This window comes from Erwinia pyri, assembly GCF_030758455.1.
Taxonomy (GTDB): domain Bacteria; phylum Pseudomonadota; class Gammaproteobacteria; order Enterobacterales; family Enterobacteriaceae; genus Erwinia; species Erwinia pyri.
The window spans coordinates 2,089,214-2,109,138 of record NZ_CP132353.1 but is presented as its reverse complement, the minus strand read 5'-3'; the positions used below and the strand labels follow the sequence as shown (position 1 = coordinate 2,109,138).

The 19,925-nt window shown below is 52.9% G+C and carries 16 protein-coding genes; 4 read left to right on the top strand and 12 right to left on the bottom strand.

What is annotated here, in order from left to right:
- Window positions 1–682 precede the first annotated feature (682 nt).
- Window positions 683–2,023 (top strand): MFS transporter, encoded by a 1,341-nt coding sequence (locus Q3V30_RS09795; RefSeq protein ID WP_306212790.1) that lies wholly within the window; start codon window positions 683–685, stop codon window positions 2,021–2,023.
- A 209-nt stretch (window positions 2,024–2,232) separates the two neighbouring features.
- Here the strand turns inward: Q3V30_RS09795 and Q3V30_RS09790 are convergent, their stop codons facing one another.
- The 4 genes from Q3V30_RS09790 to Q3V30_RS09775 all read right to left on the bottom strand — a co-directional run bounded on the left by Q3V30_RS09790 (window position 2,233) and on the right by Q3V30_RS09775 (window position 6,195).
- Window positions 2,233–3,555, bottom strand: coding sequence for an MFS transporter (locus Q3V30_RS09790; RefSeq protein WP_306213165.1), 1,323 nt, complete (start codon window positions 3,553–3,555; stop codon window positions 2,233–2,235).
- Window positions 3,556–3,620: 65 nt separating this feature from the next.
- Window positions 3,621–4,556: an SMP-30/gluconolactonase/LRE family protein gene (locus tag Q3V30_RS09785; protein ID WP_306212788.1), complete on the bottom strand. Its 936-nt coding sequence runs from the start codon at window positions 4,554–4,556 to the stop codon at window positions 3,621–3,623.
- Window positions 4,553–5,503, bottom strand: a complete 951-nt coding sequence (locus Q3V30_RS09780; protein ID WP_306212786.1) for an NAD(P)-dependent oxidoreductase — start codon at window positions 5,501–5,503, stop codon at window positions 4,553–4,555. Before Q3V30_RS09780 ends, Q3V30_RS09785 begins: the two co-directional genes overlap by 4 nt.
- Window positions 5,503–6,195: an RraA family protein gene (locus Q3V30_RS09775; RefSeq protein WP_306212785.1), complete on the bottom strand. Its 693-nt coding sequence runs from the start codon at window positions 6,193–6,195 to the stop codon at window positions 5,503–5,505. Before Q3V30_RS09775 ends, Q3V30_RS09780 begins: the two co-directional genes overlap by 1 nt.
- A gap of 171 nt (window positions 6,196–6,366) precedes the next feature.
- On the opposite strand from Q3V30_RS09775, the gene Q3V30_RS09770 reads away from it, so the two are divergent.
- Complete coding sequence (locus Q3V30_RS09770; RefSeq protein WP_306212783.1) at window positions 6,367–7,077, top strand: IclR family transcriptional regulator; 711 nt, start codon at window positions 6,367–6,369, stop codon at window positions 7,075–7,077.
- Between the two features lie 79 nt (window positions 7,078–7,156).
- Here the strand turns inward: Q3V30_RS09770 and Q3V30_RS09765 are convergent, their stop codons facing one another.
- Window positions 7,157–7,696, bottom strand: coding sequence for a P-loop NTPase family protein (locus Q3V30_RS09765; protein WP_306212782.1), 540 nt, complete (start codon window positions 7,694–7,696; stop codon window positions 7,157–7,159).
- A gap of 219 nt (window positions 7,697–7,915) precedes the next feature.
- On the opposite strand from Q3V30_RS09765, the gene Q3V30_RS09760 reads away from it, so the two are divergent.
- Window positions 7,916–8,131 (top strand): YdgH/BhsA/McbA-like domain containing protein, encoded by a 216-nt coding sequence (locus Q3V30_RS09760; protein ID WP_306212780.1) that lies wholly within the window; start codon window positions 7,916–7,918, stop codon window positions 8,129–8,131.
- Between the two features lie 194 nt (window positions 8,132–8,325).
- Here the strand turns inward: Q3V30_RS09760 and Q3V30_RS09755 are convergent, their stop codons facing one another.
- From Q3V30_RS09755 to guaD, 6 genes are all read right to left on the bottom strand, one after another.
- On the bottom strand, window positions 8,326–9,840 hold the full coding sequence (locus tag Q3V30_RS09755; protein WP_428979258.1) for a sensor domain-containing diguanylate cyclase: 1,515 nt from the start codon (window positions 9,838–9,840) through the stop codon (window positions 8,326–8,328).
- A 211-nt stretch (window positions 9,841–10,051) separates the two neighbouring features.
- Window positions 10,052–11,596 carry a methyl-accepting chemotaxis protein gene (locus tag Q3V30_RS09750; RefSeq protein ID WP_306212778.1) on the bottom strand — a complete coding sequence of 515 codons (1,545 nt, stop codon included), beginning with the start codon at window positions 11,594–11,596 and terminating at the stop codon, window positions 10,052–10,054.
- Between the two features lie 260 nt (window positions 11,597–11,856).
- Complete coding sequence (gene xdhC / locus Q3V30_RS09745; protein ID WP_306212777.1) at window positions 11,857–12,642, bottom strand: xanthine dehydrogenase accessory protein XdhC; 786 nt, start codon at window positions 12,640–12,642, stop codon at window positions 11,857–11,859.
- The gene (xdhB, locus tag Q3V30_RS09740) at window positions 12,629–14,998 is read right to left on the bottom strand and encodes a xanthine dehydrogenase molybdopterin binding subunit (RefSeq protein ID WP_306212776.1); all 2,370 of its coding nucleotides are present in this window, start codon (window positions 14,996–14,998) and stop codon (window positions 12,629–12,631) included. The genes xdhC and xdhB overlap by 14 nt, the downstream gene beginning before the upstream one ends.
- Complete coding sequence (xdhA, locus tag Q3V30_RS09735; protein WP_306212775.1) at window positions 14,988–16,433, bottom strand: xanthine dehydrogenase small subunit; 1,446 nt, start codon at window positions 16,431–16,433, stop codon at window positions 14,988–14,990. The genes xdhB and xdhA overlap by 11 nt, the downstream gene beginning before the upstream one ends.
- Entirely contained in the window at window positions 16,430–17,761 is a 1,332-nt protein-coding gene (gene guaD / locus Q3V30_RS09730) for a guanine deaminase (protein WP_306212774.1), read from the bottom strand. Before guaD ends, xdhA begins: the two co-directional genes overlap by 4 nt.
- Before the next feature lie 406 nt (window positions 17,762–18,167).
- Here guaD and ydfG point away from each other — a divergent pair, with 406 nt between their 5' ends.
- Window positions 18,168–18,914 carry a bifunctional NADP-dependent 3-hydroxy acid dehydrogenase/3-hydroxypropionate dehydrogenase YdfG gene (ydfG, locus tag Q3V30_RS09725; protein ID WP_306212773.1) on the top strand — a complete coding sequence of 249 codons (747 nt, stop codon included), beginning with the start codon at window positions 18,168–18,170 and terminating at the stop codon, window positions 18,912–18,914.
- Between the two features lie 568 nt (window positions 18,915–19,482).
- Here the strand turns inward: ydfG and Q3V30_RS09720 are convergent.
- Entirely contained in the window at window positions 19,483–19,815 is a 333-nt protein-coding gene (locus Q3V30_RS09720) for a YnfA family protein (RefSeq protein ID WP_306212772.1), read from the bottom strand.
- Window positions 19,816–19,925: the final 110 nt, after the last annotated feature.

The following is a 19,925-nucleotide window of genomic DNA, read 5'->3' as shown; positions in this document are numbered from 1 at the left end:
CGCGCAAGCCAACTGAATCAGGCTGCACGATAAATGCCGGGCCATAAGGTTGTTTTTGAACAATGTTTCCAACGAAATTTTTCAGAATTAAACAAGCGTGGCTGATGGGCTACGAGAAAAAAACGAATATCATCAATACGTACTTTAGTAAAAGCAGACTTCGACGACAAAATTCAAAAAGCCGTGGCGTTAAATCATTTTGCATCGCTCTGATTTTCTGGCTTTCTTTGCCGAAAATAAAAAAGCCATGAAGTTCGACTGCGGATATATGGGTAATTTAAATTATAAAGATTATGACTGTTTCCCCCCTGTTACTTTCGATTTCCTCCAGATACTCAGCCCTATAAAGAATTGGAATTACTCTGTTTTAATAAAATCTATTAATTCGCCCGGTATTTATAAGAAATGTTTTATTTTTGTGGCTGCTTAGCAGTTGCTTTCCGTGGGGCAGCTGTCCCGATCGCCTGAGCGCATCCGCTCGCCCTGAAAAACCATACTCATCACATAAACGATAAGTACCAGACACCTTTTTGTGACAATAGACACAATCTGATTACATCTTCAGGCAGGCGGGAAAGATTATCGTAATAATGGTTTTACTGAATACACTCAAGTTTTACACAGTAAAACAAAAGCATTTTACGCTTATCACGTAAAGCCATGAAAAATTGTGAGGATCATCATGTCTGAGAAAAAGCACACCCCTACTTTCTCTGCCGATATTGAGCAGCAGACCGTCAAGAAGGTGGTCTGGCGCATTTTGCCCTTTCTGATCGTCTGTTATCTGATTGCGATTATCGATCGCGGTAATATCGGTATGGCATCGCTGCAGATGAACGAAGATTTAGGTCTCTCTAAAGCGGTTTTTGGTCTGGCAAGCAGCCTGTTTTTTGTGGGTTATTTTCTGTTTGAAGTGCCCAGCAACCTTGCGATGCAGAAAATTGGTGCCAAAATTTGGATCTCTCGCATCATGGTCTCCTGGGGCATTGTCTCGGTTTGTACTGCTTTCGTCGAAAGTGCCAATATGCTGTATCTGTTACGCTTCTTATTGGGGGCGGCTGAAGCAGGATTCTTTCCTGGCGTTATTCTTTATCTCACTTACTGGATTCCGGGTAAATACCGTGCGCGCGTGATTGCCACCTTTATGGTCGCCATCCCGGCAGCGAATTTTATCGGCTCCCCTATCTCAGGTCTTATTTTGTCATTAGATGGCTGGTACGGCATGCGCGGCTGGCACTGGTTATTTATCCTTGAAGGTATTCCGGCGATTATTCTGGGTATTGCCGCTTTCTTTATGTTGAGCAATCGCCCAGCCAATGCCAGTTGGTTAAACAGCGAACAAAAAGAGTGGCTGAATGCCACGCTTGAGGCGGAAAACGCTAAAAAGAAAGCAATCGGTCATATCTCTTTATGGCAGTTGCTACGTCATAAACATATCTGGGTGATGGCGCTGATTTATGCAGGCGCCTCAGCGGCGGGTTCAACGCTGAGCGTCTGGTCTCCGCAACTGCTTAAATCATTCGGCCTGGATAACGTCACAACAGGGCTGGTGAATGCAATTCCTTACGGCCTGGCTTCTGTGTTGATGATTGTATGGGGCAGAAGTTCTGACCGTAGCGGCGAACGCCGCTGGCACACTGCATTAACGCTGTTTTTAATCGCAGGGGGGCTGCTGTCAGCCTTTATCACCAACAGCCTGACGGGCAGCGTTGTTATTCTGTCGCTGGTGTTAATAGGCGCCTATTCGATGAAAGGTCCTTTCTGGGCGCTGGCATCTGGCTGGATGTCTTCCACTACCGCTGCCGCAGGTCTTGCAGCCATTGGCGCAATGGCTAACCTGATTGGGGGTGGCGTGATGGTTAACGTCTACGGCATCATCAACCAGGCCACCGGCAGCCATACCCTTGCCATGGTACCGCTGGCTATCCTGTGTGGTATTGGTGGCATCGCAGTGCTCATCATGGGCCGTAAAAAAGAGGTGAAAATCGAAGTTGAACATAGCCCTTCCCCGGTGAGCAAATAACTTAACGAAGCCTGCAGGCTCTTATCTTAGCGCCTGCAGGAAACTTCTCTTATCTTTCTCTCTCAACCGTAATTAAAAGGGCATGATGGCGGCTGTAAGGGGCTGACATTATAAGAGAAGTTGCGCGAAGCGGCTGGAGAGAATAAGGAAAGAACCTAATAACTGTGACCAGAATGTCAGCACGTTTTTACCGTGCTGACATTAATTCATCAGAGAGTGCGATAAGGATCTTTTACAAAGGCAATGGCGATTGCCCCTGTTAACAACACAGCAGAAACGGCCAGCAGCGGCCACATAAAACCTTCCGTCATTTGTTTAATATAGCCAATCAGCGAAGGGCCAAAAAAGCCGCCCAGATTCCCAATTGAGACAATCATCGCCAGACCGCCTGCAGCGGCGCTTCCCGTCAGAAACCCGGAAGGCAGCGCCCAAAATGACGCCTGGAAAGAGAGAATGCCGCTCACCGTAAAGCAAAGTGCGATCATTTTTAATACCGGCTCATCCACGACCGCGCTACACGCAAGGGCAATTGACGCAATCGCTAATGCACCACCGATCCACGCAATACGGTTTTTAGCGCGATTAGCGCGTTGTGCCCACAGCAGCATACTTACCGCACCACAGATATAAGGAATAGCGGTAAGGAAACCGGTTTGAGTATGGCTGACCCCAAGCTGTTTTATTATTTGCGGCATCCAGAGACCAACGCCAATTGAACCGACAATCCCACAGAAGTTAATAAACGCCAGCAGATAAAGCAGCGGGTTTTTCAGGGCATCCCGCAGGCTGGATCCATGCGAGGCCGCAATCTTGTTCTGCTCTGTATCCAGGCGTCTTCTCAGTGACTCTTTCTCACTGTCATTAAGCCAGCTGGCTTTTTCTGGCTTATCGCTAAGGAAAAAGAGGCACATGATGCCCAGTATTACCGCTGGCACCCCTTCAATCAGCAACAGCCACTGCCAGTTGCGAATGTGTTCGTGGTGCGTTATCTGCATCAGTGCGCCAGAGATGGGCGCGCCTATAATATTGGCGACAGGAATGCCGACTAAAAATGCCGCCGTGATTTTGGCGCGCCAGGTTCCGGGAAACCAGTAGGTAAAAAAGAGATAGATGCCAGGCGTAAATCCGGCTTCCGCAACGCCCAGCAGGAAACGCGCGAAGGCAAAACTGACCGGGCCGGTAACAAAGGCCGTCGCCATGGAAATAATGCCCCATGAGATCATGATGCGGGCTATCCAGATACGCGCGCCGACTTTTTGCATGATCAGGTTACTGGGGATTTCAAACAGGAAGTAACCGATAAAGAACATCCCGGCACCAAAGCCAAATTGCTCCGCGGTTATACCTAAATCACTGTTCATGCCTAATGCGGCGAAACTGACATTAGTCCGGTCCAGATAACTCACGACATAACAGATAAAAATGAACGGCAATATCCGCTTAAAGGCTTTCTTAGCGGCGGCTTCACTGAGAGTGAAATCCTGCCTGTTCATCGTATCAGCCACACCGGGTGGGTCCGGCAGTTGCACCATATTATTTTCAGTAGAAGTCTGCAGGGTCATGACGATCTCCAGCGCGTCCGGAAGACGCAACTTTATTATCGAGGGTTGAAGACGGATGGGATGGGAAGGGATTTACCGGGTGTTGACAGAGTGCTGGTCAAAATAGCGCCCGAAACGGACTCGGTTACGAACAGCTCGCACAGATTATTGCCGCCATAGCAGAGGTTGGTGGTCGATCTCCCCAGCGGACTAACAAGGATTTCCACCGGTTCGGCCAGGTCATTCAAGTGCCAGATGCGTCCCAGGCCTGGATTAGCGATCAGTAATTCGCCTTCGGCATTGACGGTAATCCCATCGGGACCGCTTGGGCCATGTGAGGAAAAAAACTGCCCTACTTTGCTCACTGACCCATCCTGCTGTAACGGGCAACGCCAGATAGCATTACCGCGCGTCATGGCAACATAGAGAATTTTTTCATCTGGCGATAAGACCAGCCCATTCGGGCTTGGGCAGTTATCCAGCAATAAATCTAACTTACCGCGGGGTGACAAGCGGTAAACGCGGCCAGTTGGGTCATGTAATCCAGTCTGACCCTGATCCGTAAAAAAGAGATTGCCCTTGCTATCCGTCGTCAAATCATTGACGCCGCGAAAGCTTTCGCTATTACGGCGCGCCAGCAGCGGAGTGACCGTCCGCTCTTTCAATGAAAGTTTTAGTAATCCATTGCGGTAATCGGTAATTATCAGCGTCTCTTCCGCAACCAGCTTCATACCGTTTGGCTCGCCTTCATACTGGACAATCAGTTCCCAGTTGCCCTGCATATCCACTTTGAAAATGCGTCCATAGGGAATGTCCGTCACGTACAGGCAACCCGAAGGGTGCCATACCGGCCCCTCCAGAAATGAGTCCACCGCCTCTCCGCCCCGGTTAGCCAGAGACCAGGGATTGTTTTTATCGGGCTGACGAAACCGATCGGGAAGCCGACTGAATAGCGTCATTTCGCGTAGCGTTGGTTGAGTGAGAAAGGTCATGGCTGAGCATCCTGACTATTAAAGGATTCTGCCAACACTTTCAGAACGTTACTTGCCGCAGCCGTGCCCATTTTCACGTAGGAATTGTCACTTACGCCGCCAATATGGGGTGACAGGATGACATTATCGATGGACTGCCAGAGATGCGGTGCAGTGAGGGGTTCTGTAGCAAAGCTGTCCAACGCAGCCCAGCTGAGAGTGCCGTCAGCCAGGGCAGCTAACAGCGCCCGATCGTCAATCAGGCCACCGCGTGCAGTATTGACTAAAATCCCCCCTTTTTTACACAGTGCCAGCGTTTCACTGTTGAGCATATGTTTTGTCTGCTCGGTGAGCGGACAGTGTAAGGAAATGACATCTGCCTGTTGCAGCAAGGCCTCAAGCGAGGAAGACTCGCACTGGTCGGGAAAAGTTTTGGCAAAGGGATCATAGGCAATCACTTTCATTCCGAACGCTGTGCCAATGCGGGCCACGCGTCCGCCAATGGCGCCAAGCCCGATTAAACCCAGCATTCTGCCCTCAAGCTCAACAGACTTATGGGTCGATTTGTCCCAATATCCCTCACGCATACGGCGATCGAGCGGAAGCACCGCCTTGGCGCAGGCTAATATCATCGCCCAGGCATGTTCTGCCACCGCCGCCGCATTAGCTCCGGGCGCGGACTGGACGCTAATATGGCGCTCAGCGGCAGCTCTTTGATCGATAACATCAATGCCGCTGCCGTGTTTGGAAATCACCCGCAGGCGAGGTGCTGCATCCATAATGCGGGCGTTGACTTTTCCGTAACGAACGATAATCGCCACAGGGTCATGCTGCTGGCACAGCTGACATAAATCCTCTTCGCTGGGTTGTTTGCCTGCGTAAATAATCTCAAAATCTTTCAGCAGGTTCAGCGCTTCCTGCGCCAAATCGCTGCCGGTCACTAAAATCACTGGATGAGAAGTTGTCATTAGAGATCCTCTCCTTCGACCAGCATGCCAGCGGTAAGCAGGGTCTTTTCTAACCACGGGGCGCGGACATCGCCATCACGAATGGCCGCAATACGCCGGGTTTCGGCATCCAGCTTTTTCTTCGCCAGTTCCAGCAGAGCAGGCACGGCTTCACGCGGCAGTACCACCACGCCATCAACATCACCGATGATCAGATCGCCAGGCTGGATCGCCGCACCAGCAACGGAGACAGGATAGTTAACGCGTCCCGCCACAGATTTTGTCGGGCCACAAGGATTCAGGCCCGCCGAGAAGACCGGGAAGCCGTTTTCACACAGAGCGTCGGCGTCACGTACTGCCCCATCGATAATGATGCCTGCAATACCTGATGCTTCTGCCTGTGTGGACATGATCTCGCCAATCAGGGCGCAACTGATATCACCTTTGCCGTCAACCACGATGACATCGCCGGGCTGAGCAATAGCGAGCGCCGCATGAATCGCCAGGTTATCTCCGGGCCGGACCTCAACGGTGATTGCAGGGCCGGCAACTTTCATAGTGGGAGCGACCGGTTTTATGCGGCCGTGCAGCGTACCGCGACGCCCCGCTACATCCGCCAGAATCGCGGCCTGGTATTCCGCAGCTTGTTTTACCAGTTCCGGAGCAATACGGATAATGTCGCGTCTGATGAAGTTATTATCTGAATGTGGCATAAATGACCTCTGTATTGTTTTACCTGGTACAACTATGGTGTACGATATAAAATTACTATAAGGGGTATTTCAGGTCATGCCAGCATTAAGCGTGCCTTTGTAATGTAAATAAGATGTGAATCACAAATTGCACGGTAAACTCTCTATCGTTGCAAACAGGAGAAGATACTGATGGGTAATGAAGGCGTAATTGCCGTAGAAAAAGCGCTGGCGTTACTGGATTGTTTCAAGCCAGGCGAAGAATCGTTAACGCTCACCGCGCTTGCTCAACTTTCGGGTTACCATAAAACGACGGTCTATCGTCTTATGAACTCACTTGAACGCATGAACTACGTTATCAGGCGCGACAACGGAGTCTACACACTGGGTCCGAGACTGCTTTATCTGGGTAAGCTTTATGAACAGTCCTTTCATCTGGCCAGTATTGTTCAGCCTGAACTCCATGCGCTGGCTACTGCAACGGGCGAAAGCGCCACATGGTATGTGATTGAAAACGGTCAAAGGCTTTGCCTGTTCAGAGCTGAGCCATCAGAAGGGCTACGGGAAACACGTTTACCCGGGACATTTTTGCCGCTGGACAATTCAGCAATTGGACAGGTGCTTCGCTATTGGGGGCTTAACGAACCGCTGTTCGCCTCCGCCCCAGAGTTGCCGCTTTTCACTTCCGGAATACGCGATCCGCATATTGCCGCTTTCTCGCTACCGGTATTTGGCGAGGGTAACAAACTGCTTGCGGCTCTGGCATTAACCGGCCCTTCATCACGTTTAACACAGTCGATGCGTACCAGTGGTACAGGTAAATTAATGAAAGATACGGCCTACCTCCTTTCCCTTAAATTAGGCGCACCTAAAATTAAGTGTGAGGATTTTTATAAAACATAACGGGCATAAGCAGACCTCAGGGTGTGAAGCACAAAATATTCTACGTTAGCCGTCATACCCTAATAGCTAAGCGATTCGTTTATATCTGTAAATCCCAACGTTTAAGACAAGCTTTAACATCCTGAGGAGACATCAGCAGCAGCTTTGGAAGATTGACGCGATTGTACAACATCTTGTGGCGCAGACGGTTTTGAGGAGCCACTAAAGTAATGTATTTAATCATCTCCCAGGTAATATTTTCCCGACCTGCTCTGAGACCGCCAATCCTGGGAGAAGATGAGTAGCATCTGCGAATGTATCGCAGCAGGCCCAGCGTTACCGGCACATCCAGCAGGATCATTCCCGTAGCCCGGGCGAGTCGCTCCTCTATGCATTTCGTATAGTTACCCTCCATGATCCATTGTTCCTGGCTGACAGCATTGCTATGTAAGCGAAAGAATTCTGACTGGTCACGGGGGATCCAGTTGGTGTCAGGAAGGTGATAAAGCTGATCGAGATGAACCACTGGCAACGCCCTCTTGCGAGAAATAGCGTCAGCCAGCGTTGATTTTCCGCTGTTTGAAGGGCCCATAATAGCTATACGTGGACCAAGTTCTTCTAATGAAACGGGTGTGTACACAAAAACTCCCTCTGATAAATCCCTGTCAGGGCTTTAACAATACAACGAAGCTGAAAATGCGCAGGAAGATTGTTAAATACAAACCAGGCGGCCTTAAATCAAGATTTTTATTGGCGCATCCTATCACACCAATAGTTAGCAAGTTAATAGTAACCAGGGGTATAATATTTTCATCGGAGGCGTACAGCCTCCTCACCATACAAATGAAGGATTATGACCATGAAAACCATGAAAACTCTGTCACTTGCTGCTGTAGCCGCTCTCTCGCTGATCTCATTTGGTAGTTTCGCCCAGAGCGTTTCCGCTACCGCCTCAACGCTGGACGGTGCTGAAGCCAAAATCGCCGCACAGGCACAACAGCACGGCGACCAGTACAAAATCACCAGCGCCTATACCAATAACGGTGTGTACATGACTGCAGAGCTGTACAAATAACGGTTAGTTTTAAGACAGTACCTGAAAAGGCCGCCCACTGGGCGGCCTTTTTTGTTTAGTATTAACGAATTACTTAGCTTTAACAGCAGCGCGTTGACAGGTTGCGATTATTTCACCCGCTACCCCTACGGCAATCTCCGCAGGCAGGCTGACGATTTAAATGCCGGTTAACATTGGCCTGGCTGTTTGCCAGGTCAGGTTTCTCCCTGAACACAATTGCGTCCGCTGCGCTTTGCTTCGTAAAGCGCCTTGTCCGCCCTTTCCTTCAGCCGCTCCGCTTCCCCCTCCTGACCATCGGAAATTATCGTACAGTATCCGGCACTGATGGTGACGACCTGGCCGGGAAGCTCCGTGGTGGTGTGAGCAATGCCTGCCTCCCTGACACTCTTGACGGCCAGCTCGGCCATCAGTCTGGCATCAGGTGCGCTGGTAAAGGGGAGAATAATGGCAAATTCTTCGCCGCCGTAGCGCGCCACCAAATCAGCATGACGGTGCGTGACCCCCTTCAGTAATCCACCGACTCTCTTCAGGCACATGTCGCCCGCCACATGTCCATAGGTGTCGTTATAACGCTTGAAATAATCGATATCTATCATAATCAGCGACAGGGGCTCACCAGATTTTTTGGATCGCAGCTGAGCCTGTTCAAGGACTGCGTCAAACTGCCTGCGGTTGGCCAGGCCGGTCAGGCCGTCAATCAGAGCCAGTGACTGCAACGTATGATTGATGGTAGTCAGCTCATCCCTGACCTGGGTCAGTTCAATCTGATTCCTGACGTTGGCCCTGACCTGCTTCAGCACGAAAATTCCCATGCCCGTTATCATCACCAGCAATACGAGATTAAGCAGAGCATCAGTCATATTCGCAGTCAGCCACTCCTTCCATATTCTGTCACGCTCATAACCGGCTGTGACGATCAGCGGATACTGCTGAAGACGGGCGTAGCCGTAAATACGGTCAATACCGTCCAGCGCCGAGCGCCACGTTGCGCTGCCACTGTCAGAGGCTTTAAGTGCAGTCCTGAACAGCGGGCTGGCAGAAAGACTCTGGTTGATGACCGAATCCGGCATGGGGCGGATATAGAGCACAGTAGTATCGGCCAGAATAAGGCCCAGTACGTCGCGGTCACCCAGCGTATAATAACTGTAGTACTGCCTGAAATAGTCGACCTTCACCGTGGCCAGCGCAACACCGGCAAAGTTACCTGCTTCGTCGTTCAGCCGCACGGAGACCGGAATGACCAGGTCACCCGTAGAGCGGCTGCGGATGACGTGACTGACAAGTACTTCCGTACCGGTGTGAGTGCGGTGCCAGATAAAGTAATCCCGATCCGCATTGCTGGCCTTAGCCGGAACATAGTTCCCCGACGTGGCAACCCAGTTACCCTTCACATCGTAGATAAAGAGGCCGTGCAGCTGGGGAAGTTTACCGTGCTGCTCCCTGATCTGGCGGGTAAAAGCGGGCGTGGCGGCATAACTTATCCCGTTCTGTCTGAGCTGCCTGACTGCATCAGCCAGCGTGATGTCTACCTGAAGAAAGGCATCCCCTGCCTGCTTCGCCAGCGAGACGGAGAGGTTACGGGCATCATCCTCACGCTCTGCCAACCTGTGTTGCCAGCCATTCCAGAGTGACCAGGCGTTAGTTCCCGTGACGGCCAGAGCCGTTATAAACAAAAACACCGCCATACTTTTGCCCAGGGCAGTGCGCATCAGCGGAGAGGAGGAGTTGCCTGAATGAGTGTTCAAATGCGGTTTTCCCGTTGCACTATTATACTGAAGCGTAATTTATGAATGGCAGGGTTACAAGTTGAGTGCGTCATTGACTCATCGGCTCTGATGAAAGACGGGGGAGTTACACGGGTCAGCCTTGCTGCCTGACCCTGTACTTTTCCACCCGGAGAGCATGGGCGGAAGCTCATTTTCAGATGCGGAATGTATCCACCATTCCCCGCAGCGCATGTACCTGCTCCGCAAGCGACTGTGAAGCCGTGGTTGACTCTTCCACCAGTGCGGCGTTGCTCTGGGTCACGCCATCCATCTGGCCAACGGCCACGGTAACCTGAGAAATGCCCTGCATCTGTTCGTTTGACGCCAGCGCAATTTCATCCATCGCCCCGGCCAGATCGCTGACTCGCGCCACCACACACAAGATATTTTCCGCCGTGCTTTCGGCTACCGTCACACCCTCATTTACCCGCATGGTTGTCGCCTCAATCAGCCCCTTAATGTCCCTGGCTGCCGTTGCACTGCGCTGTGCCAGAGTACGCACCTCACTGGCCACTACAGCAAATCCGCGACCCTGCTCACCGGCGCGGGCAGCCTCTACCGCAGCATTGAGAGCAAGAATATTGGTCTGAAACGCAATGCTCTCGATGGTTCCGGTAATCTCTCCGACCTTCGCGGCGCTCAATGAAATATCAGCCATGGTTTTTGTCATTTTGCGCACGTTTTCTTCGCCATCCCTCACCAGCACCGCGGCTTCACGGGCCGAGCCCGCCGTATGACTGGCACCTGCGGTATTGCTTTTCACTGTGGCAGTCAACTGTTCCATGCTGGCGGCAGTCTCCTGAAGCGCCGCGGCCTGCTGCTCGGTTCGGGCTGAAAGCTCGGTATTACCCCGGGCAATTTCATCGGAGGCAAGCGCAACGGATGTTGAGGCCTCTTTAATCTGCTTTACCATCTCTCCGAGTCCGCTCTGCATCCTGGCCAGCGATGCCAGCAGGCTCATGGTGTCGCCATTACGCAGCGTCATGCGTGAGGTCAGGTCTCCTTCAGCGATCGCCGCTGCCATGGCCTGCGCCTGCGCCGGTTCACCGCCCAGTTGACGCATCAGCACCCGCAGGGTCATAAAGCCAATACCCGCTGCGAACAGAACAGAGACGGCAACCAGTACGGCAAGCAAAATAGTGGCATCCAGACTTTCGTTACTGCTCTCTTCCATGGCTCCGCTGGCATTCTGCATCTGTATAGCCGTCATGGCATTAAGTGCATCCTGCAGCGCCCGCTGCGTCGGGCGGGACACATTCAACAGGTAGGGAACCGTCTCCTGCTGCAGGTTCTGAAGCCCGAGCTGAGCCGCCTTTTCAAAGCCAGACATTGCGGGTCCTTCTCTTTCGAGGATTTTACTGAACGCCGCCGTTTCAGCCGGCACCGCATTTCTCTGTATCATCTGCGCCAGCTCTTCGCGGTTATGGATGAAAAGCTGTTTCTGTTTCTGCACTCGCTCCCACTCAGGCTGCATATCCTTCAGATCACTCAGCAGCGCCAGGTTGCGCACCGCAATGGCTAAATCCCGCACGCTGCCGCGCATATCAAGGATGAGCTGATATTTCTTCATCTTGACGTTAACTACGTCGTTCATATCTTCCCGGGCATGGTTCAGGGAATTTATGGCCACCCCGGCACAAAGCGCTAACAGCAACACCATGAGGCCGAAGCCTCCGGCAAGACGGGTCGATACTTTCATAGATGATTTACCACTGTGATTGATTAATATTACTGATATCGGCATGGCGCAGAAAAATTTCAGGTTTTTGGTGAAGAATTTTTCACCAAAATAACCGAATAAGGCACATTACCCGGAGACGGTTCTGTGCGCTCTGGAGCGGGGTAATGTGGAATAACGGCGTGTAGATGACTGCAGAGCTGTACAAATAACGATTAGTTTATAGACAGCACCTGAAAAGGCCGCCCAGTAGGCGGCCTTTTTTGTTTAGTATTAACAATTTACTCAGCTTTAACAGCAGCCCGTTGATAGGTTGCGATTATTTCACCCGCTACCGCCACGGCAATCTCAGCAGGCAATTTGCCGGTGACATCTGCCAGCCCTATCGGGCAACGCAGTCGGTCAAGCTGCTCGCGACTGAAGCCTTTGCCCTCAAGGCGATAGTCAAAACGCTGGCGCTTGGTTGCCGAGCCGATCATGCCGAAATAGTGGAAATCACCCCGCTTAAGAATGGCTTCGCACAGCTCAAAATCACGCGGATGATGGTGAGTCATCACCACGAAGTAACTTGCCGCTGGCATCAGGCTCACCTGATCCACAGGATCTTCCAGACAGCATACGGTAACGTTATCCGGCACATGCGTGAACTGCTCACGCCGTTCATCCACCCAAAAAACGTGACAGGGTAACGTAGAGAGCAGATTAACCAGCGCCTGGCCAACATGCCCGGCACCAAACACCGCAATCTGCGGTTGAACCTGAATCAGCGGTTCAAAAAACACCGTGGTCATTCCGCCGCAGCACTGCCCCAGCCTTGCCCCCAGGTTGAACTGTTCGCTTAGCGGATGGGAATGGCGCTCCGCCAGCATTTTTCTGGCGATAGCGACAGAGTGAAACTCCAGATGCCCGCCGCCGATGGTCAGATATGTTTTGTCCGCCGTGACCACCATTTTGCTGCCGCGATCGCGCGGCACCGAGCCTTTTTCCTCCAGCACGGTCAGCAGAACACATGGCTCACGCTTTTCGCGTAATTTTGCCAGCACGGCTATCCAGTCATCCGATCGCATTCACGCCCTCCTTTCTCAGCCGCTCTGCTCCCCAGAAGACTCTCTCAGGCGTGGCGGGCGCATCCAGCAGAGGATGCTGCTGATACTCACTGACGCTGGAGACCGCGTCCTGCAGGGCGCACCAGGCCGCTATCCCCAGCATAAACGGCGGCTCCCCAACGGCTTTCGAGTGAAATACCGTATCCTTAGGGTTTTTACGATTTTCGACCAGCGTGACCCGCATATCGGCAGGTACATCGCCAATTGCCGGAATTTTGTAGCTGGCCGGTCCGTCGGTCATCAGTCGACCCTGCTCGTTCCACACCAGCTCCTCGCAGGTGAGCCAGCCCACGCCCTGTACAAATCCCCCTTCCACCTGGCCAATATCAATTGCCGGGTTCAGCGAGGCCCCTACATCATGCAGAATATCAGCGCGAAGCAGGCGGTATTCGCCCGTTAAGGTGTCGATAATCACTTCAACGCAGGCGGCGCCAAATGCAAAATAGTAGAAAGGCGTACCGCGTCCCGCCTCGCGATCGTAATGGATGCCAGGCACCTTGTAGTAGCCGGTTGCGGAAAGCGGTACCTGATTCAGCCACGCCATCTGCGCCACGTCCGGGAAGGTAAAGTGCCGATCTTTGACCCGGACAATGCCGTTACTGAAGTTCACCTCATCGCGGGAACAGTGATAGAGATTGCAGAGCATGTCGATCAGACGGTCACGCAGAATTTCAGCGGCATTCTGCGCCGCCTTGCCGTTGAGGTCAGTACCGCTGGAGGCGGCGGTGGGCGAGGTATTAGGCACTTTGCCGGTATCGGTAGCGGTGATTTGGATCTGATCGACATCGATTTGCAGCACTTCAGCGACAATTTGCGCAACTTTGGTGTTCAGCCCCTGGCCCATCTCCGTCCCGCCATGGTTGAGCTGCACCGTGCCGTCGGTATAAATCAGCAGCAGCGCACCCGCCTGATTCAGGAAGCTTGAGGTAAAGGAGATGCCAAATTTTACCGGCGTTAACGCTAATCCCCGCTTCAGATAGGGGCTGCCGGCATTGAATGCGGTAATTTCTTCACGACGTGCCTGATATGAGGCGCTGACCTCCAGCGTTTCTGTCATCTCCTCCAGCAGGTTGTCTTGCACCTGCTGGTGATAATGCGTGATGTTACGCTCATGTTTGCCGTAGTAATTCCGCTTACGCACTTCCAGCGGATCAAGATGCAGTTCGCGGGCGATATGATCCATAATCTGCTCAATGGCGACCATTCCCTGCGGTCCGCCAAAGCCGCGATAGGCGGTGTTGGACGCCAGATTTGTGCGGCAACGATAACCGGTGATCAGTGCATCGCCGAGATAATAGGCGTTGTCCGCGTGGAACATGGCGCGATCGATAATAGAGCCTGAAAGATCAAGCGAATAGCCACAGTTGCCCGCCAGATCGATTTTTACCCCGCAGAACCGTCCCTCCTCATCCACGCCTACGTCATAGCGCACATAAAACGGATGGCGTTTGCCGGTAATGCGCATGTCATCCCGCCGCGCCAGGCGCATTTTTACCGGGCGATTGGTGAGTCTGGCGGCTACGGCGCAAAGGCAGGCCACACCCGCCGCCTGGGTCTCTTTGCCGCCAAAACCGCCCCCCATGCGACGCATATCAATTGTCACTTTGTTCATGGTGATGCCCATCACCGAGGCCACCAGCTTCTGGACTTCCGTGGGATTTTGCGTGGAGGAGAAGACCTGTAAAGAGCGATCTTCACCAGGGATGACCATCGCTATCTGTGTCTCCAGGTAGAAATGCTCCTGCCCGCCGATATGGAATTCCCCCTGCAGGCGATGCACGGCGCGGTCGAGCGCAGCCAGAGCATCACCGCGCTGATGCACGTGAGGCTGCTGCACAAAATGCTGCTTTTCCAGCGCTTCTTTTACGTCCAGCATTGGCGTAAGGATTTCATATTCGATGATGGCGGCTTCCGCTGCAAGACGTGCCGCTTCAGGCGTTTCCGCCGCCACGACCAGGATCACCTGTCCTGCATACTCCACCAGATCTTTAGCCATCAACGGGTCGCCTGGCTCCAGCGGTCCGATATCCAGCTCGCCCGGCACCTGCTGCCAGGTCAGTACCTGCACCACGCCCGGTATGGCGTAGCAAGGCTCTACGTCAAGAGAGAGAATGCGGGCATGGGCATGCTCACTCAGCCTTGGACAGAGGTGCAGCATCCCGGGCAACTCCAGCTTGTCATCGATGTAGAGAGCTTCGCCGGAGACATGTTTTTCCGCACTTTCATGCTTGTTGCTTTTGCCGACGCCGCTCTGGATCCCCTCGCGGTACTGGCTTGCAATCACCTCTTCAGCCACAACAGGTCGATTATGAGACATAGCGTGATACCTCCAGGAGATTGAGTTCGCCAGAACATGAGGCGTGATAGCGGCGCAGCAGGTTTTTTGCGATTTGCAGGCGGTAATCCGCGCTGGCACGGAAATCGCTTAACGGCGTGAAATCTTCAGAGAGCGCCGCGCAGGCCTGCTCGACGCTGGCTGCGGTAAGCGCTCTGCCTTTGAGTTGATTCTCGCACTTTGCTGCGCGTCTGGCTGTTTCAGCCATACCGCCAAAGGCAATACGCGCCTGTGTAACCACACCCGCTTCATCAGTTTCGATCATAAAAGCGGCAAAAACGGCGGAAATATCATCTTCCAGCCGTTTTGAGACTTTCCATGCCTGAAATATTTGTGACGTTGTCACCTTGGGAATGATGATGTTGCGAATAAATTCCCCCTGCCTGAGCGCCGTTTTCCGGTACGCCAGGAAGAATTTCTCCAGCGGCAGGCGACGGAGAGTATCACCCTGCTGCAGTTCCAGCGTCGCATTCAGCGCCAACAGCATCGGCGGCGTGTCGCCGATGGGTGAGCCATTGGCGATGTTCCCGCCCAGCGTGCCCTGATGCCGAATCTGTAACGAGGCAAACCTTTCCAGCATGGCGGAAAAAGCTGGGATCTCATCCGCCAGCAGCTGATAACAGTGATGCAGTGAAGCACCAGCGCCGAGCACAATTTCATGTTTATTAATCTGGCAGACTTTCAGTTCATCAATCTGCTCCAGCGCGATGACCGCCGGCAGCGATTTATATTGCTGCGTAACCTGTAGCGCCAGATCCGTTCCCCCGGCCAGCAATTTCGCTTCAGGATTATCCTTCAGCAGCAGGGATAATTGTGCCACCGTTTTAGGCATAAAGCAGGCCTTGCCGTTGAACGCCAGCGTTTGCAGATCGCCATTTTTCAGCGCGGTAAGACGTCTGGCGGTGACTGCCGCCTGCTGCCGGAAGCTGTCCTCTTGCCGATTTTCACAAGCCTGGCGGGCAGCATCAACAATGGGACGATAGCCTGTACAACGGCAAAGGTTACCGGCCAGCGCCTGCTCCGCCTCTTTATGCTGCCAGCCGCTGCTGTTTTTCTGCAGCGTAAAAAGCGACATAACAAAGCCAGGCGTACAGAATCCGCATTGCGAACCGTGGCAATCCACCATCGCCTGCTGAACCGAATGTAACTTGTCGCCCTGCCTGAGATCTTCCACCGTAATCAGCTGTTTGCCCTGCAGGCTGCTGACAAACGTCAGGCAGCTGTTTGCCGTTTCATAGACCATCTCCCCTTTTTCAACGCGGCCCAGCGTGACCGTGCAGGCTCCGCAGTCGCCAGAGGCACATCCCTCCTTGGTGCCGAAGCGCCGTTGATTCTGGCGCAGATAATTCAGGACGGTGAGATTAGGATCCAGCGCGTGTTCTGTCACCAGCGTCTGATTAAGTAAGAATTGGATCATGCTGCTTTTTCCTCGCTGTGTGATTGCCAGACGCATTCACCGTTAACCCAGGTGGCGGCGATGTTTCGGTCATCGCCCAGTGTCATCAGAACAAACAGTTTTTCCCAGATATCCCGGCTGTTGGCGTAACGCATCTGCTGCAGAGCCGAAACAGCGGGATCCAGCACCACAAAGTCCGCCTCTTTGCCCGCAGCAAAATTGCCGATGCGGTTTTCCAAATTCAGCGCCTTCGCGCCACCGAGCGTGGCGTGGTAAAACGCTTCGCACGCCGCCAGCCTGTAGCGCTGGAGCTGGCCGACTTTGTAAGCTTCGCCCAGCGTTTGCAGCATATTAAAGGTGGTGCCTGCCCCCACGTCGGTGCCGATGCCCATTTTCACCCCTTTGTCCCAGCAGGTTTTCAGGTTGAACAGCCCACTGCCCAGAAACAGGTTAGAGGTAGGGCAAAAAGCGATGGCAGAATCGGTCTGATGCAGGCAGTCCCACTCCTCTTCCTCAAGATGAATGCAGTGGGCAAATACGCTGCGTGGGCCGGTGAGCTGATAGTGATGGTAAACGTCCAGATAGCCCTTATGTTCCGGGAACAGCGATTTAACCCACTCTACCTCCTGTGGGTTTTCGCTGAGGTGGGTGTGTACCCAGGTATCCGGAAACTCCTCCTTTAGCTGACGAACTTTAGAGAGCAGCTCGGGTGAAGAGGTTGGCGCAAAGCGTGGGGTTAACGCATAGCTGAGCCGGCCATGGTTATGCCAGCGTTGGATCAGTTCGCGGGTTTGCCGGTAGCTTTGTTCAGGCGTTTCGGTGAGATAGTCCGGCGCATTGCGGTCCATCATCACTTTTCCGGCGATCAGGCGCATGCCAAGCCGATCGGCGGCGTGGAACAGGGCATCAACGGATTCGGGATGCACGGTGCCAAACACCAGTGCAGTGGTGGTGCCGTTGCTCAGCAACTGATGCAGAAAGAATGCGGACATTTTTGCCGAGTGCTGCGGGCAGTGATACTGACTCTCGACCGGGAAGGTATATTGCTGTAGCCACTCCAGCAGCTGCTCGCCATAGGCGCCAATCATCTCCGTTTGCGGATAGTGGATATGCGTATCGACAAAGCCCGGCACGATGAGCTTACCGCGATAGTCCAGCACGGCGGCCCCTTCAGGCAGCAGACGGCTTCCCTCTTCCCAGGGCTGCAGGGAGACGATCTCTCCGCCGTTCAGCAGCAGTAAACCATCTTCAATATAACGGGCATGCTCGGGCAACTGCTGAGGATTATCCACGACCGCAGTAATATCAAAAAAACTGCCGCGAAGTGCCTGAGTATAGGTAACTGACATAGCGATTCCTGTGGAGAGAGTTTTACTCTCTCGGGTGTTAAATGCAGGTTAAAACCTTTAAATAAGGTAGCAATTGTTATGCCAGTTCAATATGACAATTATTATAGTTAATTATCAGTAAGTTAAATTATTCAGAGCCTGTTTTGTGAGCGCGGCGGCAGGGAAACGTATGCGCAAACGGTTGCTTACGTTAGCAAACGGTTGCATTACGGAAACAATTCTTTCGGTGATGAAAAAGAGCGGCGGCGTGGGAAAATCCTGCACCTTATTAAGGCGTTTTAACGCTGTGATGCACCATCGGCGTGCGCTTTACCTCTATCAATAATTGATAACCTTTTCATCCTTATCAGCTTCGGTTTGAAGTGGTATGGTGACTTAAATCCAAAATGTGTTGAGGAACAGTAAGATGATTGTATTCGTTACCGGTGCCACCGCTGGCTTTGGAGAAAGCATCACCCGTCGGTTCATTGCTCATGGGCATAAAGTGGTGGCGACAGGCCGTCGTCAGGAGCGGCTTCAGGCATTAAAAGAGGAGTTGGGCGATGCACTCTATCCCCTGCAGCTGGACGTGCGCAATCGTGCGGGTATTGAAGAAGCGCTGGCAAGTCTGCCTGCTGAATGGCGCAATATTGATGTTCTGGTGAACAATGCAGGGTTGGCGCTTGGCATTGAGCCGGCGCATAAGGCCAGCCTGGATGACTGGGAATTGATGATCGACACCAATAATAAAGGTCTGGTGTACATGACCCGCGCAGTGCTGCCTGGCATGGTGGAAAGAAATGTCGGCCATATTATCAACATCGGTTCGATCGCTGGCAGCTGGCCTTACGCTGGTGGAAACGTGTATGGCGCTACCAAGGCTTTCGTCCGTCAGTTCAGCCTGAATCTGCGTACCGATCTGCACGGCACTGCCCTGCGCGTCACCGATATTGAACCGGGGCTGGTAGGCGGAACAGAGTTTTCAAATGTGCGTTTCAAAGGTGATGATGCCAAAGCAGGCAGCGTTTATGACGGTGCTGAGCCATTAACCCCAGAAGATGTAACCGAAGCCGTTTACTGGGTGGCGACGTTGCCGAAGCATGTCAACATCAACACGCTGGAGATGATGCCGGTGGGCCAGACGCTGGCAGGCCTGAAGGTCCATAAGGCATAAGCGGAAAGATCAAAACCGGGTATGGTGGCAAGGCGTCACCATAGGGCACGTTATCCGAGGCGCCGTGAACCCGTCCATGGGGGCTTGGATGCCGCATCCCTGCGGCATACACTCGGCTAACGTGCTCTGTGGTACCACCCAAAAATCCGGCGTTGTCGGTAAGTTCAGTGCTCGCACAGGTCAAAACCGGGTACGGTGGCAAGGCGTCACCATAGGGCACGTTATCCGAGGCGCCGTGAACCCGTCCATGGGGGCTTGGATGCCGCATCCCTGCGGCATACACTCGGCTAACGTGCCCTATGGTGCCACCCAGAACATGCGGTGTTGTCTTTGATTTCGACGTTCACACAGGTCAAAACCAGATTTGATGCTGGATTTGGAAGTTGGTTTGTTTTTCTCTAACAGAAAACACTGGTGCTGAGGGGAAGGGAGAGCGGGCTGATAAGCAAAAGCTAAGCGGCATGGACGCCGCTTCGCAGCCCCCACGGAAGGGTTCACGGCGTTTTTGTGTTCAGCCCGCTCTCCCTGACCTGGCCCCAAACCTTCAGACAAAGTGCCCTTTTTATCGCTAAGCCCTTCCCCACCCGGCAACAATGATCAGCATGCCGCAAAACGCTACGGTAGCACCCAGCCAGTCGTAATGCGTGAGCTTCACGCCATCCACAAACCGCAGCCAGATTAATGCCGTGACCACATAAACACCGCCGTAGGCCGCGTAAACTCTGCCGCTGGCTGCCGGATGCAACGTAAGCAGCCAGACAAATAAGGCCAGACTGCATGCCGCAGGAATTAACAGGATTATGCTGCCGCTCTTTTTGAGCCATAACCAGGGCAGAAAACAGCCTACAATCTCGGCGATGGCCGTGAGGAAAAACAGCAAGGTGGTCTTGAAAAACAGCATGAACTTACTCTCAGAAAGATAAACGAAGGGGCGGCTCACTGGTTACACATTTCCGGCAGATGATATACTCACTACTGGACGTATGAGCCTTCAAGAATAGCGAAAACAGA